We start from the raw sequence: 17,729 nt of genomic DNA, 5'->3' as shown, positions 1-17,729 counted from the left end.
TTAAAAGGGAGTAGTAATGGACAATATTGTTGTCGCCGACAAATCTAATTCTCAGCTCACTGCCCAGAATTGGGGCAATGTACGGCTCAGCCAGCCTTCCGTTGTGCAGATGCCGGTCAGGCCGGATCAGTTGGCTTCAACAAGCCGTAGCGGACAGGATCTGATCGTCAATCTGAAGAGTGGCGAACAGATCAAAATCACCAATTTCTTCAACGTAAGTCCGGACGGTGTGCCGAACGACATCGTGTTTCAAGGTGACGATGCCACGCTGTGGCAGGCGCGCTACGACGCGGAGCCGTTCAACGGGTTTACCTTTGACGAAATTGCCTCGCTGGACGATCTGATCGCCGGCGTCGGTGTAGTTGAGGGTGCGACGTCTGCGTGGGCGATTGCCGGGCTCGGCCTGCTGGGTGCCGGAGGCGCTGCGGCGGCAGCGGGAGGTGGTGGCGGTGGCAATGGCGGTGGCAATGGCAATGGCAATGCTGATACGACACCGCCTGCCACCGCGACCGGGCTGACCCTGTCGGCTGACGGTCGCGTGTTGAGTGGCATTGGCGAAGCCGGCAGTATTGTGGCGGTGCGAGATGCCGCAGGTAACCTCTTGGGCACTGGCACCGTCGGTGCCGATGGGCATTTTCAGCTTGATCTGAGCACCCCACAGACCAATGGCCAACTCCTCGACGTGACGCTGACCGATGCGGCTGGAAATTCATCATCTGCCGCCACGGTAAGCGCACCGGTCATTGTCGAACCGCAGCCGCCCGTTGATCTGGGTTTGAGCAATGACGGCAGCCAACTCACCGGCACCGCCCGCGCGGGAACCACCATCGAGGTTCGCGCAGCGAATGGCGATTTGCTCGGCCGAGCGGCGGTGGGCGCTGACGGCACATTCACCGTGACGCTCAGCCCGGTTCAGGCCAACGGCGAGGTGATCAGTGTCGTTGCGGTCAACAGTGTCGGCGCGCAATCGGCGGCCGTGCCCTTCACTGCGCCGGACATCACCGGCCCCACCGCCGCGACTGACGTCACCGTCAGCAGCGATGGCCTGTCAGTCACCGGCCAAGGTGAGCCCGGCAGCACGGCCAGCGTCGCCAATGCCCAGGGCATTGTGCTCGGCACGGCCCTTGTCGCGGCCGATGGTTCGTTCACCGTGCAACTCGGCACCGCGCAAATCGATGGTGAAGCACTGAGCGTCCAGCTCACCGACGCCGCTGCGAATCCTTCGCCCGTGGTGACCGTGATCGCGGTCGACCTGGACGGTGTGACTCAGCCGAGCGACATCACACTGAGCGTGGACGGCGTCCAATTGAGCGGACGCGGCCAAGTCGGGTCAACGGTCACAATCCGCGACGCCGATGGCAACGCGCTCGGTTCGGCAGTGGTCGCGGCGGATGGAACGTTCAGCGTCCAGCTGAACAGTCCACAGAACAATGGCGAAACACTGCTGATCAGTGCCAGCGATGGCACCGGCAACACTTCAGCGCCGCTGACGTATGTGACGCCTGACACTCAGGAACCCGCGCCGCTCTCGGGACTCACGCTGGACACCCAAGGGCAGACACTGACCGGTAACGGTGAACCCGGCGCCTTGATCACCGTGCGCGATCCGGACGGAAACGTTATTGGCACCGGCACAGTCGACGGCGATAGCAGTTTCACCATCAATCTCTCGACAGCGCAGACCGACGCGCAACAGCTTCAGGTCATTCAGACCGATGCGGCCGGCAACCCGTCGGCGCCGGTGATTGTAACGGCACCTGATCTGACAACGCCGGTTGCAGTCACTGATGTGGCGATTTCCGCGAACGGTGCAGTCGTTACCGGCGCGGGTCAGGCAGGCGCTACCGTTACCGTCACCGATGCAGACGGCGTGGTCTTGGGAACAGCGATCGTTGGCAGCAATGGCCGCTTTGAGATTAGCCTTTCCAGCGCACAAACCAACGGCCAGAACCTGAGCGTCATTCAGACAGATGCCTCGCCTACGGCCGCGCCTGCGGTGCCTGTTCAGGCGCCGGATATTCAGGCCCCGGCCGCCCCTTCGGATGTGTCACTGGATCCGACGGGCACCTTGCTCACCGGCCGCGGTGAGCCGGGTGCGACAGTGTCTGTCAGGGATCTGGCGGGCAATGTCGTGGGCACCGGGGTCGTGGGCGGCACCGGTGATTTCACCGTGACACTGACCAGCCCGCAGATCGATGGCCAACAGCTGCAAGTGAGCCAGTCGGACGGCGTCAACGTATCGCCCGGTACCCCGCTGACGGCGGCGGACAGCACAGCACCGCTGGCCCCGGACAATGTGACGCTCGGCAGTAATGGCGTCACCATGACCGGCACCGGGCAAGCCGGTAGCACGGTCACGGTCAGCGCGCCGGATGGCACGATTCTCGGCACTGCGGTGGTCGCAGTCGACGGCAGCTTCACCGTCAATCTGAACCCGGCTCAACTCGATGGCCAAGTGTTGAGTGTCATCCAGACCGACGCGAGCGCCCTGCCCTCGCCTGTCACTCCCGTTACCGCCCCGGACATCACCGCTCCGCCAGCCCCGAGTGGTCTGCTCATTGATCCGGCCGGCGCCTCAATGACCGGCACAACGCAGCCCGGCAATACGGTCGAGGTACTGGATGCCGCTGGCAATGTCCTCGGCAGCACGACGGCTGACGGCAGTGGCGCATTCACGGTGATTCTCGACCCTGCCCAGACCAATGGCGAGGTCTTGCAGGTCGTGGCGTCGGACGGCACCAACAGTTCGCTGCCAGGCGATGTCACCGCACCGGACACTACGCCGCCTGCGGCGGTCAGTGATCTGGCGATCGACCCTGCTGGCACGCAGGTGTCGGGCAGTGCAGAGCCCGGCACCACGGTCACCGTCAGCATCGCCGGCGGCAGCGTGCTGGGCAGTGCCACGGCAGGCGCGGACGGTCATTTCGTCGTCGTACTCGACCCCGCCGCCGGCAACGGCAGCGATTTGGAGGTCATCAGTACTGACAGCGGCGGCAATGACTCGCCGGCCGTTCCGCTGGCCGGCCCCGACGGCACCCAAGTAGCGACGCCGACTGATCTGGCCTTGAGCGCCGACGGTTTCACCCTGACCGGCGCGGGTACGCCGGGTTGCACCGTGACCGTGACCAACAGCAATGGCGATATTCTCGGCTCCGGGCTCATCAACAGTTTCGGCCGTTTCACACTGTTGCTCAGCGCGAAGCAGGCAAACGCGCAAGTGCTGCAAATCACCGCCACCAGCCCCGACGGTGAAGTCTCGGTGCCTGGCACAGTAACGGCTGCCGATGGCACGCCGCCGGACGCGGTGACCAATTTGGCGCTGAATGCCAATGGCAGCGCACTGACCGGCAGAGGTGAGGCCGGTGCCACGGTCACAGTGACCAACAGCAGTGGCACCGTGCTGGGCACGGCACTGGTCGCCAGCGATGGCACGTTCACCCTGACGCTGACGCCGAGCCAGCTTAATGGTCAGACGCTGACCGCCATCCAGAACGACGCCGCCGGCAACGCTTCGCAGCCCGCCAACATCATCGCGACCGATCTGCAACCGCCCGCCCCCGCGACCGGTGTCACCATCAATGACGTCGGCACCGTCGTCAAAGGCCAGGGCGAGCCCGGCAGCAACGTGACGGTGCGCGATTCCGCTGGCAATGCCCTGGCAACCGGGGTAGTCGATCAGAGCGGCAACTTTCAGGTCACCCTGCCCAATGCGCAGAACAGCGGCGATACCTTGCAGATCACGCTGACGGACGCGGCTGGCAATGCCTCCACTTCCACGGGCGTAACCACGGTAGACAGCACACCGCCAGACGCCGTGCAGGACGCCCTGATCAGCGCAGATGGCAGCACGCTCAGCGGAACGGGTGAAGCCGGTGCGACGGTGAATGTCACTACCGCCAACGGAACCTTGCTGGGCAGCGCCGTCGTCGGTGCGGACGGCGCGTTCAGCGTGACGTTGGTGCCAGCACCCACCAACGGCGAGCCTTTGGCCGTCAGTCAAACCGACCCTGACGGCAATGAATCGCCGTCCACCAGTCTTATCGCCCCCGACATCAGCCCACCGGCCCCACTGACTGAAGTTGCGGTAAATGCAGACGGTGTGACCGTGACCGGTCGCGGCGAACCCGGCGCCACCGTGTCTGTACGCAGCGCCGACGGTACATTACTCGGCACTGCACAGGTCGGCAGTGGCGGCGCTTTCAGCGTCACCCTGAGCGATCCACAACTGAATGCCGAAGTGCTGACGGTCACTCAGGAAGACCCGCCCGGCAACGTTTCCACGGCGATCGAAGTCATCTCGGTGGATTTGACTGCACCCGCCACGCCGAGCGCGTTGACTCTGAATGCCGCAGGCCTGCAACTGGCCGGCAACGCCGAAGCGGGCAGCACCGTGACCGTACGTGACAGCGAGGGCAACGTTCTCGGCACGACGACAGCAGCCGCCAACGGCACCTTTCAACTGACGCTCAATAGTCCGCAAACCAACGGCCAGACGCTGAACGTGACGGCCAGTGACGCAGCGGGCAATCCCTCCTCTCCCGCCTTGTTCAATGCCGCCGACACCACTGCACCGGTGGCGGCCGGCAATCTGGCGGTCAGCGCCGACGGTGCAACACTCACCGGTACCGGCGAAGCCGGCGCCAGCGTCGAAGTCCGTGATGGCGCAGGCAATCTATTGGGCACCGCGACCGTCGGCAGCAATGGCAGCTTCAGCCTGACGCTGTCGCCGGTAGCGGCGTCCGGTGCGACGCTCTCCGTGTTGCAGATCGATGCCGCTGGAAACGCTGGACCGATGGCACCGGTTACCGCGCCGGGCGACCTGGCTGAAAGCGCCCCCAACAATCTGGCGCTCAGTACTGACGGCTTGACGCTGACCGGCACCGCCACCGCTGGCAGCACTGTCACCATTCGCAATGCTTCGGGCGTATTGCTCGGCAGCGCTTTGGTCGCTGCCAATGGAACCTTCAGTGCCACGCTCAACACCGCGCAAATCAACGGCGAGCAACTCTCTGCCGTGGCGACTTCGGACACGGGCATCAACTCCTCGCCCACCGACTACACCGCCGCCGACGTCGCGGCGCCAACACCACTCAGTGAACTGAGCCTGGCATCCAACGGCACAGCCTTGACCGGTCGCGGTGAAGCCGGCGCCGTCGTGACTGTCCTGGGCAGCGGCGGCGCTATTCTCGGCAGCGCCGTGGTGGCCGCCAATGGCACCTTCAGCGTAACGCTCAGCCCCGCGCAAACCGCCGGCCAGACGCTGAGCCTGAGCCAGGCCGACGCATCGGGCAACGAATCCAACAGCGTCAATCTGATCGCGCCTGACCTGATCGCACCCAATCCACCGGCGGGGCTGTCGGTCAGCAATGACGGCACTTTATTGTCGGGTACGGGTGAGGCAGGCACCACGGTCAATGTGTTCAATGCCGCAGGAGCGCTGGTCGGAACTGGCACCGTCAACATTGATGGCACGTTTGCGATCACTCTGACCACGGCACAAGCCAACGGACAGGCGTTGACCGTTTCCTTGACCGACGCGGCGGGCAATACCTCGGCGGCGACACCGTTCACCTCGGTCGACAGCACCGCGCCGACGGCTGTGTCGCAACTGAACATCGGCGGCGACGGTGCGACCTTGACCGGGCGCGGCGAACCGGGCGCGCAGGTCAGGGTTCTTGACAGTGACGGCAACGAGCTCGGCACTGCCACCGTCAGCCCCACCGGCACGTTCACGCTGACTCTGACGCCGGCACTGACCAACGCTGAAGTGATCAGCGTCGTGCAGGCCGACGCCGCTGGCAACGACTCGCCGGCCGTGAGCCTGACGACGCCGGACTTCACCCCACCCGATCCACTGGCCAATGTCGACATCAACGACTCGGGTGCGCTCGTCACCGGCACCGGCGAACCGGGGGCGACTGTGACGGTTCTGGACGCCAACGGCACCTTGCTCGGCACCAGCGTGGTGCTCGCCGACGGCTCGTTCAGCGTCACCCTGACCCCGCCGCAGATTAACGAGCAAATCCTCAGCGTGCAGCAGGCCGACCCACCGGGTAACGTCAGCGCGCCGGTGGCGGTCACCGCACCGGATCTGACGCCGCCGGCGACACCCGTCGGGCTGCAATTAAACGCGGACGGCGACCTGCTCACCGGCAGCGGCGAAGTCGGCGCCAGTGTCAATGTGACGCTGGCCGATGGCACGATCGTCGGCACCGGGACGGTGGGCAGCGACGGTTTCTTCCAGATCAGCGTGACCCCGGCACAAACCAATGGCGAAGCGGTTTTCGTGACGCTCGAAGATGCAGCCGGCAACACGTCGCCTGCCGCAACGCTTGCCGCGCCCGATACCACGCCGCCTGCACCGTTGACGAATGTTGATATCGACGCGAGTGGCAGCGTCGTCACCGGTTCCGGTGAGGCCGGTTCGCAACTGCTGGTTACCAACGCCGCTGGCACTGTCATCGGCACCGGAACAGTTGCCGCCGACGGCAGTTTCAGCGTCACCCTTGATCAGCCACAACTCAATGGCGAAGCCTTGTCGGTGATTCAGCGCGATGCGGCAGGCAATCCCTCCCCTGCTGCGCCCGTGACGGCGCCGGATACCACGGCGCCAGCCCTGCCCGCCGATGTCGAACTCGATGCCGACGGGCTGACGTTGACGGGTACCGGTGAAATCGGCGCCACCGTGCGGGTAACCAGCGCAGCGGGCACCGTGCTCGGCACTGCCACGGTCGCCGCCGATGGCACGTTCACCATGACACTCAATGCAGCGCAATTGAACGGTCAGGTGTTGAGCGTCAATCAAATCGATCCGGCGTCGAACACGTCAACGACGCTGACAGTGCAAGCGGCAGATGTCACCGATCCACTGGAAGTCGCCGACCTGCAAGTCAGCCAGAATGGCTTGACCGTCACGGGCACCGGTGAAGCCGGCGCGATCGTTACCGTGCGCGATGGCGGCGTCGTGCTCGGCACGGCGACGGTGGCCGCCGATGGCAGCTTCAGCGTCACCCTGTCCACTGCGCAACTCGACGGCCGGACGCTTTCCGTAACCCAGGCCGACGCGGCCAATAATCTGTCCGAGCCAGCCACTGTCGCGGCTCCCGACAGCACCGCGCCAACCGCGCCGACAGTCACCTCGTTGACCGGTGCAGGCACCTTGCTGGTGGGGACCGCCGAAGCCGGCAGCACCGTGACGGTGATGTCTGCCGACGGCACGGTGTTGGGCACTGCGGTGACGTTGAGCGATCTCACGTACACCGTCACGCTCGATCCGGCGCAGGCCAACGGCCAACTGTTGACCGTGGTCGCGACGGACGCCGCTGACAATGCATCGCCCCCCCTGCTTTTTCCCGCGCCTGACATCACCGCGCCCGATGCCGTCACCGGACTCACCATCAGCGCCGATCTGACCCAGCTTGCCGGTCGTGGCGAAGCAGGCGCCAGTGTCGAGGTGACCGACGCGCTGGGCAAAGTTGTCGGCAGCGGCACGGTCGCAGCCAACGGTACTTTCCTGATCGATCTGGATCCGGGTATCACGGCTGGCCAGGTCTTGACCGTGAACCAGACCGATCTGGCCACTCTGGTGTCTGATGACGTCAGCCTGACGGTACCGGCCGTTCCGGCGCCGGATGCGCCTGACAATCTCGCACTCACCGCCGATGGCGTCACGCTGTCCGGCACCGCAGCCATTGGCACCACCATCAACGTTTATGGCCCTGACGCCAGCCTGATCGGCACGGGCGTCACCGGTTCCGATGGTACGTTCAGCGTCGTTCTGACGCCGGCACAAACCAATGGCCAGAGCATTGAAGTCACCGCCAGCACCCCATTGGGCGGTGCTTCGTTGCCCACAGAAATCGTCGCCGCAGACACCTCGGCGCCCGCGCCGCTCAGCGATCTGGCCGTCAACGCCAGCGGCACCGTGGTCACCGGTCGAGGCGAAGTCGGCGCAACGGTCACCATCAGTCTCGACGGCGGCGTTTTGGGCACTGCGGTTGTCGGTGCCAATGGAACCTTCAGTGCGCAGCTCAATGCGCCACAGGTGAACGGTCAGACTCTCAACGCCTCGCAAACCGATGTCGCCGGCAACACGTCGCCTATTCTCGACGTGACGGCACCCGATGCCACCGCTCCGGCCGCTCCGACGGGGCTGACATTGACCGGCGCAGGCCAGGTTCTCGAAGGACTCGGTGAGGCCGGAGCCACCGTCACCGTGCGCGGCGCGGGTGGCACGGTATTAGGCAGCGCGACGGTTGCCGGCGACGGCACCTTTTCGGTGACGTTGTCTGCCGCGCAGCTCAACGGGCAAGTACTGAGCGTCAGTCAGAGCGATGCGGCAGGCAACGGTTCGCCGTCCACCGACCTGAACGTCGCTGACACGACGGCACCGGCGCCGTTGAGCGATGTGGCTTTGAACAGCACGGGGCTGGTTGTCAGCGGCATTGGCGAGGCCGGCGCGACCGTCAATGTCACCAACGCTGCCGGCACCGTGCTGGGCACCGCCGTGGTCAATGCCAATGGCAGCTTCACCGTGCAACTGTCCGCAGCTCAGGTTAACGGTCAATTGCTGAACGTCCAGCAAGCAGACCCGGCCGGCAACCTGTCGCCGGTGTTCAATGTCACGGCGAACGATGTCCAGGCGCCGGTCGCGGCCAGCGGATTGGCACTGGCTGCTAATGGCCTGACCTTGAGCGGTGTCGGCGAACCGGGCGCCACCGTCAACGTTTATAGCGCCGGTGGCGCTCTGCTGGGCACCTCGACAGTGGGCAGCGGCGGCACTTTCAGCTTTGACCTCAATACCGCTCAACTGGATGGACAACCGTTAACGGTGCGTCTGGTAGACCCGGCCGGCAATCTGTCGCCGAATGCCAGCCTGACCGCACCTGACATTACCGCGCCCGGCGCGCCGACCAGCGTCAGCGTCAATGGCAGCGGCACATTGCTGTCCGGCGTCGGGGTTCCCGGTTCGACCATCAGCGTGCGTGACGCGGGCGGTGTGGTGCTGGGCACCGCCACGGTCGCCGCCAATGGCAGTTTCTCGGTGATTCTGGCGTCGGCACAAATCAACAGCCAAGTGCTTAGCGTGACGCAAGCGGATCCGAGCGGGAACGTGTCGGTGGTAGCCACCGCGACGGCGCCAGACCTGACTCCGCCCGCCGCCGCCACGGCCTTGCTGGTCGGCGCCGACGGCCTGACCGTCAGCGGCACCGGCGAGCCCGGTGCAACCGTCACCATCAAATCGGCCTCCGGGACAGTGCTGGGTACTGGCACCGTGAATGATGCCGGGGTGTTCACCCTTGCCCTGAACAGCGCTCAGATCAACGGGGAAAAACTCACCATTACCCTGAGCGACAACCGCGGTAACGTCTCGGTCGCCGCCAACGTCACGGCACCGGACGTAGACGTCAATGCCCCGGTCATCGCCAGCGACAACCTCGCCGTCGGCACCGTCACCCTGGCGCCAGCCACTGCGACGCAGACATTCAATGATTCGTTCACCACGCTGCTGTCCGGCTTCTCGAAAATCTTTACGTTTACCGTCCCGAGCGGTGCGCGTCTTGATCCAACGTTGACGCTGACCACCAGCAGCCTGATTTCGCTGCTCGATGGCGTGGTCTACACGCTGCAAGTGAAAAACGCCAACGGCGACTGGATCACGCTGGACGCCAACGGCAGTGGCGGCCTGCTCGATCTGATTGCCCTGGCCGGCCAAGGCGTGCGCGTGGACATCGGTAGCCTGCTCTCAGGCGAGTACCGATTGACCGTGTCGAGCACCGGCATCGGCGTGCTGACCACGGTCAACACGCAGCTGCAACTGGATGTCAGCAGCCTGACCCAGTTCAACGGCGTCGCAGGGCCGGCGGTTACCGGCAACGTCATTACCAACGTGGGCGTCGATGGTACGGTTGACCAGACCGGGCCGGATAACGGCGCGCAATTGCAGATCCTCAAAAACGGTGCGTACATCAGTGCCGGGGCTGGCACCACCGTGCAGGGTTTGTACGGCACGCTGACCATCGACGCGGATGGCAACTACAGTTACACACCAAACGGCAGCGTCAGCAGTGTCGGCAAGGTCGACGTCTTCAGCTATCAGCTAGTGCACCCGAATGGCTTGAGCGACACCGCCAATCTGTACGTGCGCATCGACAGCCCGCAAGCCACCGAAGTCTGGAATGATTCCAACCTCGGCAGCCCAGCGCTGGTGGTCGACGCCACTGCCGACGTGGCGTCGACCGACGTCACCCTGGCCAACCGTGAAGTGACCACCAATTCGAACCTCGGCACCTTCAACGTGTTGCTGGGCGGCGGCAGTGGCAACTACAACACCAGCGTGGCGGCCGACACCGTCAGCGACCTGACCGTCGTGGTCAATTCGAGCAACCTGCTGACTCTGCTGGGCTCGATGACGGTGGGCCTGTACAAGTTCAACACCGCCACCAACCAGTACGTGCTGGTCAAAAGCTATGGCGGTAATGCGTTGCTCAACCTGGGCGGCGGCAACTACGGCATCACCTTCGACGACCAGACAGCCGGCAACTATCAAGTCAGGGTGTCGGTGGGCGGCCTCGGCCTTCTCACCAGCGTCAACACCAGCCTGATCAACGTGGCGACCTACACCAATCAGTTTGTGGTCGGCAGCTACACACCGGTGTCAGGCAACCTGCTCACCGACACCGCCGGTGGCGGCGCCGATGTGTTGGGCTCGGTCTATACGCTGCTCAGCGTGCTGGTCGCCGGCAGCTATGTGGCACCGGGTTACAACGGCGTCACGCTGGTCGGCACCTATGGTTCGCTACTGGTTCAGGCCAACGGTGACTACACCTACACGCTCAAGCCCGGGCTGACCGATGCAGTCATCGGTCAGGAAGACGTGTTCACTTATCAACTGACGCACCCCAACGGCACCGTCGACACCGCCACCCTGACCATCGACCTGAACAACGCCGGCGCGTTCGCCAGCACCGCCTTCTCGGCGCTGACCAGCGATGAAAGTGCGTTGAGCCAAGCAGTCGGCGGCGAACTGATTCAGGGCACCGAAGGCAACGACACGCTTGATGGCTCGCACGGCGGCGCGATTTCGCTGCAGGGCGGAGCCGGAGACGACACGTTGATCATCGCCGATCAGCAGTTCACCTCCATTGATGGCGGCAACGGCACCGACACATTGCTCTGGGCCGGCGGCGACGTCGCAATCGACCTGGGCGATTTGCAGAGTCGCATCCACAACATCGAAGTGCTGGATCTGAGCCATTCCAGTGCCGTTTCGCTGACATTGAACCTCAGCGATCTGGTGGCCATTACGTCCAGCGACAACAACACGCTGATGATCAAAGGGGACAGTAAAGACAGCGTGCACATGACGGATGGCTGGGCAGTTGACGGGACGCAACAGGCTGACGGCGTCGACTATGTTCAATACACGGCGCAGGAGGATCCGAGCCACCACTTGTGGGTGCAAAACGGCATACAAGTCGTCTGAAACGAACATCGGCAATGTCCGTCTCTCAACAGTAAGGGAAGTCTGTGGAGTCAGTTTTTCGCAAAAAATGGCCGGTGGTCTTGATCGCCATCGGCCTTCACCCCGCCTTCATCGTCGGCGCTTGCGCGGACGACAACCCCGACACCAGTTTGCGCAGCATCAGCCCGACGCAACTGCAAGCGCCGGCAAGTAAAGCCAGCCTGGGCCGTGCGCCGGCGCAAAACGCCTCTGCCGATACCGACTCACAGCGCCTTGGGCTGGAACAAGCGGTCAGGCTAGCCGTGGATTGGCACCCTCGTATCGGCGAGGCCATCGGTACGCTTTTCCAGCAAGGCGAAGGCGTCAACGTCGCCGAGTCCGGTTATTACCCGCAGATTTCCGGCGGCATCAAGGGCGGTTACACCAGCGGTTATGGTGGCGATGCTGCCAGCCAATCGGTGAGCATTTCCCTGAAACAGATGCTGTACGATTTCGGCAAAGTGTCGAGCGCCGTCGACACCGCCCGCGCTCGCGTTGCGCGCAGTCAGGCCGGCATTTTGCTGGCGATTGACGACATTGCACGCGACACCGCACGGGCCTACATCGAAGTGCAACGCTACCAGCGTCTGCTGGAAGTTGCGCGCGAACAGATTCAAGGCATCGGCGGCATCGTCGACCTGGCCAAACAGCGCAACGACATGGGCGCGAGCACGCGTTCCGACGTGGTTCAGGCGCAGTCCCGTGCCGAAGGCGCGATGGCCACGTTGCAGGAATTCAAGGCGCAATACGCGCGTTGGCAGGCGACGTTGACCAGCCTGCTCGGGCGTCGCACGCCACCCGCCGTCAGCGAAGCAGTCGCGCCGACGCTGGGTCAGGCTTGCGATGCTTCGCAGATTTCCGATGCCCTGCCCGCCATATTGCAAGCCGCCGCGCAACGAACCCAGGCTCAGGCCGAACTGGCGCAGGCGAAGGCGGAAGCGTATCCGACGCTATCGCTGCAGCCCTCGCTCAATCAATACCTGGATAACAACTACGACGACCAGAACCCGTCGGCGGATCGCACGCAGGTCGGGATTTTCCTCAACCTTGAAGTGCCGATCTACCAGGGCGGCGCGATCAGCGCGCGCAGCCGCGCGGCCAGTCATGCGCTGACTGCTGCCGATTCAGCCGAGGACTTTGCACGACTGGAAGCGCGCCAGGGCCTCAGCGAAGCCCAGGCGCAAACCTCCGGGCTGAACCGTCGGCTGCGCTCGTTAGAGTTCCGCCAGACCAGCATCACAGAAGCTCGCCTGTTGTATGGCCGCCAGTACCTGGAACTGGGCACCCGTCCGCTGCTTGACTTGCTCAACGCCGAGCAGGAAATCCACCAGTCGCGCTTCGACCTCGTCAACACCCAAGCCGATCTGCAACGCCTGCAGATCGACTGTTTCTACAACAGCGGCGCGATGCGCCGGGTGTTCGGCATCGACCACAGCGCCATCCAGAATGTCGAGATACTGCCATGACCGATGCCAGCATCACCCTCCCGGAGCCCGCGACCGTCGAGCCCCGAGAAGATTATTCGCCGTGGCTGGAAGCGGTGCTCAAGGTCGCGCGCCACTATCGCCTTGATGTGTCGCCGGAAAGTGTGCGCCTCGCCTCGGTTCACAGCGAAGGCCGCGTCGAGGAAGTGGTTCGGCACATGGCCCGTCAGGCCGGGCTGAGCGTCAAGTTCGCGGTGTTCGACAACAAGAGCCTGAGCCGCTGGCGTACACCGTTGGTGGTGCAACTGCGCGATGGGCAGGTTGGTGTTCTGGAAAGCATCGGCGAGACAGGCGAGCTAGGCATTTGCTTCAGTGGCGATCAAGGCCTGCAAAGCCGGATCGATGTGGCGGTTCTTGCCGAGCAGGCATTGCGCACGGTCATCCTTCGACCGACGCAACCGGTAGCGGATATACGCACCAACGACTACATCAAGCCTTACGACGAACACTGGTTTCGGCGCATCGTCCTCACCGACCTGCGACCCTACAGCCAGGTGATGCTCGCCTCGTTGGTGGCGAACCTGCTCGGCATGGCCGGGGTGCTGTTTTCCATGCAGGTGTACGACCGGGTGATTCCGGCCGAATCGCTGCCGACCCTTTACGTATTGTTCGGCGGCGTGATGCTGGCGCTGCTGTTCGATTTCACCATGCGCATCCTTCGACTGCGTATCACCGATGTCCTGGGCAAACGCGCTGACTTGCGCGTCTCCGACCTGGTGTTCGGGCATGCCCTGCGGCTGCGCAACTCGGCACGCCCCAAATCCACCGGTTCGTTCATTTCGCAACTGCGTGAGCTGGAGCAGATTCGCGACTTGATCACCTCCAGCACCGCGACCGCGCTGGCTGACATGCCGTTTTTCCTGCTGTTCCTGCTGGTGTTCTACCTGATCGGTGGTCCGCTGGTGGTGATCCCGCTGGTGGCATTGGTGTTGATGCTGCTGCCAGGCATCGTCGCGCAGCCGCGTCTGGCAAAACTGGCCAATGCTTCGATGCGCGAAGCCGCCCTGCGCAACGCCATGCTTGTAGAGAGCGTGCAAGGCCTTGACGACATCAAGGCGCTGCAGGCCGAGCAACGTTTTCAGCAACAGTGGAATCAATACAACGCCGCCTCGGCTAACAGCAGTTTGCGTTTGCGCACCTTGACCAACAGCCTCGTGGCCTGGACCCAAAATGTGCAGGGCGGTGTCTTTGCGGTGGTCATCGTATTCGGCGCGCCGATGGTGATTGCCGGTGACCTGACCACTGGCAGCCTGGTCGCCGCCTCGATTTTGTCCTCACGCATGATGGGGCCGATGGCGCAACTGACCCACGTGCTCACCCGTTGGCAGCAAGCCAAAGTCGCCCTCGAAGGTTTGAATCGGATCATGCAGATGCCGGTGGATCATCCCGAAGGCAGTCAGCGCGTCCACCTGCCGGCGATTCGCGGCGACTACAGAATGCGTCAGGCCAGTTTTCGCTACAGCGAGGAATCAGCCCCGGCGCTCAACAACATTGACCTGACCATTCGGCCCGGCGAGCGCATCGCCCTGCTCGGACGTAACGGTGCCGGCAAGTCCACGTTACTCCAGGCGCTGGGCGGCGCCATGGATCTTGGCAGCGGCGAAACCACCCTCGACGGCATCGCGCTGTCGCACCTGGATCCTGCCGATCTGCGACGCGATGTCGGCCTGCTGTCACAACAGGCGCGACTGTTTCACGGCACCTTGCGCGACAACATCACGCTTGGCGCGGGTCAGGCCAGCGATCAGGAAATCATCGCGGCGCTGACGGTCACTGGCGCCCTCGACTTTGTTCGACAGTTGCCCAAGGGCATGGATCATCTCGTGCTCGAAGGCGGCCTTGGCCTCTCCGGCGGCCAGCGCCAGAGTCTGTTGCTGTCGCGGCTGTTGATCCGCCAGCCACAAGTGTTGTTGCTGGATGAACCCACCGCTGCGCTTGATGACGTCACCGAGCGTTTGCTATTGGAAAAACTCGCGACCTGGACGCAAGGCCGAACCCTGGTGGTCGCAACCCATCGGGTCAGTGTGCTGCAACTGGTGGAGCGGATTGTCGTGCTGGATAACGGGCGGATCGTCATTGACGACCATCGTGACGCGGCGCTGGCTCGGTTGCGCGCGCCAGGCAAGGGAGTTGCCGGATGAAATCGACCATGACTGACGTACCGGATCCGATGTCCTACCTCGACGGCCGCGACGAGCGCGCCATCGCCGGAGGAACACGGGTGATCTGGGGCTGCGCGTTGATGTTGGCCTGTTTCATCGGCTGGGCGGCGTGGTTTGAGGTGGTGGAAGTGTCGACCGGCACCGGCAAAGTGGTGCCAAGCTCTCGTGAACAAGTGATCCAGTCGATGGAGGGCGGCATTCTTGAGCAACTCAATGTCAGCGAAGGTGCGTTGGTCGAACGCGGCCAGATCCTCGCGCAGCTCGACCCGGTGAAAAACCAGTCCAACGTTGGCGAAAGCGCCGCCAAGTACCGGGCAGCCCTGGCCAGTGTCAATCGCCTGCAAGCCGAGGTCAGTGAACAACCACTGGCGTTCGACCCATCGCTGCAAGCGTTTCCCGACTTGATTGATGCCGAAACCGCGCTCTATCACACCCGCCGCAAAGGCCTGGCGCAAACCCTGGACGGCATTCAGAGTTCCTTGAAGCTGGTACGCAGCGAGTTGGAAATCACGGAGAATTTGGCCAAGATCGGCGCCTCGAGCCGGGTCGAGGTGCTGCGCCTGACCCGTCAGCGCTCCGAGCTGGAACTGAAGGCCACCGAAGCGCGCTCCGATTACATGGTGCGCGCGCGTGAAGACCTGGCCAAAGCCAATGCCGAAGCGCAGATGCTCGAAGCGGTGGTTCGCGGTCGCACGGATTCGCTGTCGCGCCTGACGCTGCGCTCACCCGTGCGCGGGATCGTCAAGGACATCGAAGTCAGTACCATTGGCGGCGTGATCGCACCCAATGGCCAGGTGATGCAGATCGTACCGCTCGATGAGCAATTGCTGATCGAGACGCGCATCTCGCCGCGAGACATCGCGTTCATCCATCCCGGCCAAGCCGCGAAGGTCAAAATCACCGCTTACGACTATTCCATCTACGGCAGCCTGGACGGCCAGGTCGTCACGATTTCGCCGGACACGATCCAGGACGAAGCCAAACCGGAGATCTTCTATTACCGCGTGTTCATCCGTACCGACTCGGACGAACTGCGCAACAAGGCCGGCAAACGTTTCGCCATCGTGCCCGGCATGATCGCCACGGTCGACATTCGCACGGGGGAAAAAACCGTGCTGGACTACCTGATCAAACCGCTCAACCGCGCCCGCGAAGCATTGCGCGAACGCTGATCAACGACTGGCGAATTTGGCCGGCGCCGCCGGGGCGATGCTCGCCATGTAGCGCGACCATTCACGATTGATCTCGGCGTATGGCAAGAAAATGCTCACCCGTGGTTGATCCAGCAAGTCCTGTCGCTTGAGCCGGCTCACATCGTCTCGAGTCAGAAACGCGACGTTGATCCCGACAACCTTGCCATCGGCTGCGAACACCGGGCCGCCCGACATGCCTTTGGCCAAGGGGCCATCGTGCGTGCCGTAAAGCACGTTGCCCTCTTTGGCGTCCAGGCGAACCATGGCCGGCAAAGCGCGGCCGCTGCCTTTGATTGACATGTACAACGAGTTGAACCCGACCGAGGTCAACGCTTCACCTGGCTGATAACCTCGCCACAACGGTACAGCGCCGGCCTTGTGCCGAAAGAATTGCACGTCCGCCCGCCCCTGAAAAACAGCGCCTGACAAGTAGGGAATGTGCTTCACCGTGACTGCATACTCTTCGTTCCATTGCACCGCCGAGCCCATTAAGACATAAGGCAAAGGCGCGCCGGAATGAACGATAAAGGCTTGGTTGAAAACTGGATCCTGGATAAAAGCGACTGGCATTCCATTGCACCCGCTGAGCAGCGCTGAGGCTGCAACAAGTGACGTGAGGGGGCGCATTGCTTACACATTTGGGGGAAGTGGAAAGGAACCGCAATATGTCATTACGCCATCACTTTATGCAATTGGCTAAGCGTACCGTTTGTCTTGATCCATGCATTTAAATGGGATCCAGATTTTCTTGTTTTTGCCTTTGTTTTCAGTGCAATGCAGGACTGGAGGTTCGCCGCTACTGGCAACAGCTCGCAAAGCCGTCTTTACGGCCGAAGGAATGTTTACTGGCTCGCAAAGCTGCATGCGCCAAAGCATCCGTGCAACGATTAACTTGTACGATGTCCTACCACGAGGTATTACTACGTCTCCCCCAAAAAAATAAAACTCGGAGATCGCTACATGGGCTCATCCCTGTCCGCCATGCCTGAAAATCCTGACCAAGCGAAGGGCAATACCCGCCGCAGCTTCCTGAAAAGGTCCCTCGCTGTTTCCGCCACGCTCGCCACCGTCGGCGGCGCCGCACTCACCCGTCTCGCCGATGCCGCCGAACCCTTGAGTCAGCGTTACCCTGATCCACTGATTCACATCCTTGACGACAGCTTCCTCGACCTGCGTGTTTTCAACGCCAGTGTTGAAAAACTCGCCACCGGCATGCGCTGGGCAGAAGGGCCGGTGTGGGTGGGTGATGGCCGCTATTTATTGGTCAGCGACATTCCCAATAATCGCATCATGCGCTGGGACGAAATCACCGACACCTTCACCGTGTACCGCGAACACTCGAACTTTTCCAACGGCATGTGCCGGGATCGTCAGGGGCGTCTGATTG

The 17,729-nt window shown here is 63.0% G+C and carries 6 protein-coding genes; 5 read left to right on the top strand and 1 reads right to left on the bottom strand.

What is annotated here, in order from left to right; translation table 11 throughout:
- The first annotated feature begins 16 nt into the window (after window positions 1-16).
- The 4 genes from GIW69_RS23005 to GIW69_RS22990 are packed head-to-tail and all read left to right on the top strand — an operon-like array spanning window position 17 to window position 16,321.
- Window positions 17-11,485 carry a BapA/Bap/LapF family large adhesin gene (locus GIW69_RS23005; protein WP_236485061.1) on the top strand — a complete coding sequence of 3,823 codons (11,469 nt, stop codon included), beginning with the start codon at window positions 17-19 and terminating at the stop codon, window positions 11,483-11,485.
- Between the two features lie 44 nt (window positions 11,486-11,529).
- Entirely contained in the window at window positions 11,530-12,969 is a 1,440-nt protein-coding gene (locus tag GIW69_RS23000) for a TolC family outer membrane protein (RefSeq protein ID WP_236485060.1), read from the top strand.
- A complete protein-coding gene (locus GIW69_RS22995; RefSeq protein ID WP_236485059.1) occupies window positions 12,966-15,128 on the top strand; it encodes a type I secretion system permease/ATPase in 2,163 nt (720 codons plus the stop codon). The genes GIW69_RS23000 and GIW69_RS22995 overlap by 4 nt, the downstream gene beginning before the upstream one ends.
- Window positions 15,125-16,321: an HlyD family type I secretion periplasmic adaptor subunit gene (locus GIW69_RS22990; protein ID WP_496570950.1), complete on the top strand. Its 1,197-nt coding sequence runs from the start codon at window positions 15,125-15,127 to the stop codon at window positions 16,319-16,321. Before GIW69_RS22995 ends, GIW69_RS22990 begins: the two co-directional genes overlap by 4 nt.
- Here the strand turns inward: GIW69_RS22990 and GIW69_RS22985 are convergent, their stop codons facing one another.
- Window positions 16,322-16,912, bottom strand: coding sequence for a trypsin-like peptidase domain-containing protein (locus tag GIW69_RS22985; RefSeq protein ID WP_236485058.1), 591 nt, complete (start codon window positions 16,910-16,912; stop codon window positions 16,322-16,324).
- A gap of 390 nt (window positions 16,913-17,302) precedes the next feature.
- Here GIW69_RS22985 and GIW69_RS22980 point away from each other — a divergent pair.
- A partial coding sequence (locus GIW69_RS22980; RefSeq protein WP_236485057.1) for a twin-arginine translocation signal domain-containing protein occupies window positions 17,303-17,729 on the top strand: 427 nt, incomplete at its 3' end.

Origin of the sequence: Pseudomonas syringae, from assembly GCF_021605415.1 — a bacterium.
In the GTDB taxonomy this organism is placed as follows: Bacteria; Pseudomonadota; Gammaproteobacteria; order Pseudomonadales; family Pseudomonadaceae; genus Aquipseudomonas; species Aquipseudomonas syringae_S.
Note: the sequence above shows the minus strand (reverse complement) of the source record. Positions and strands in the feature narration are given on the sequence as shown.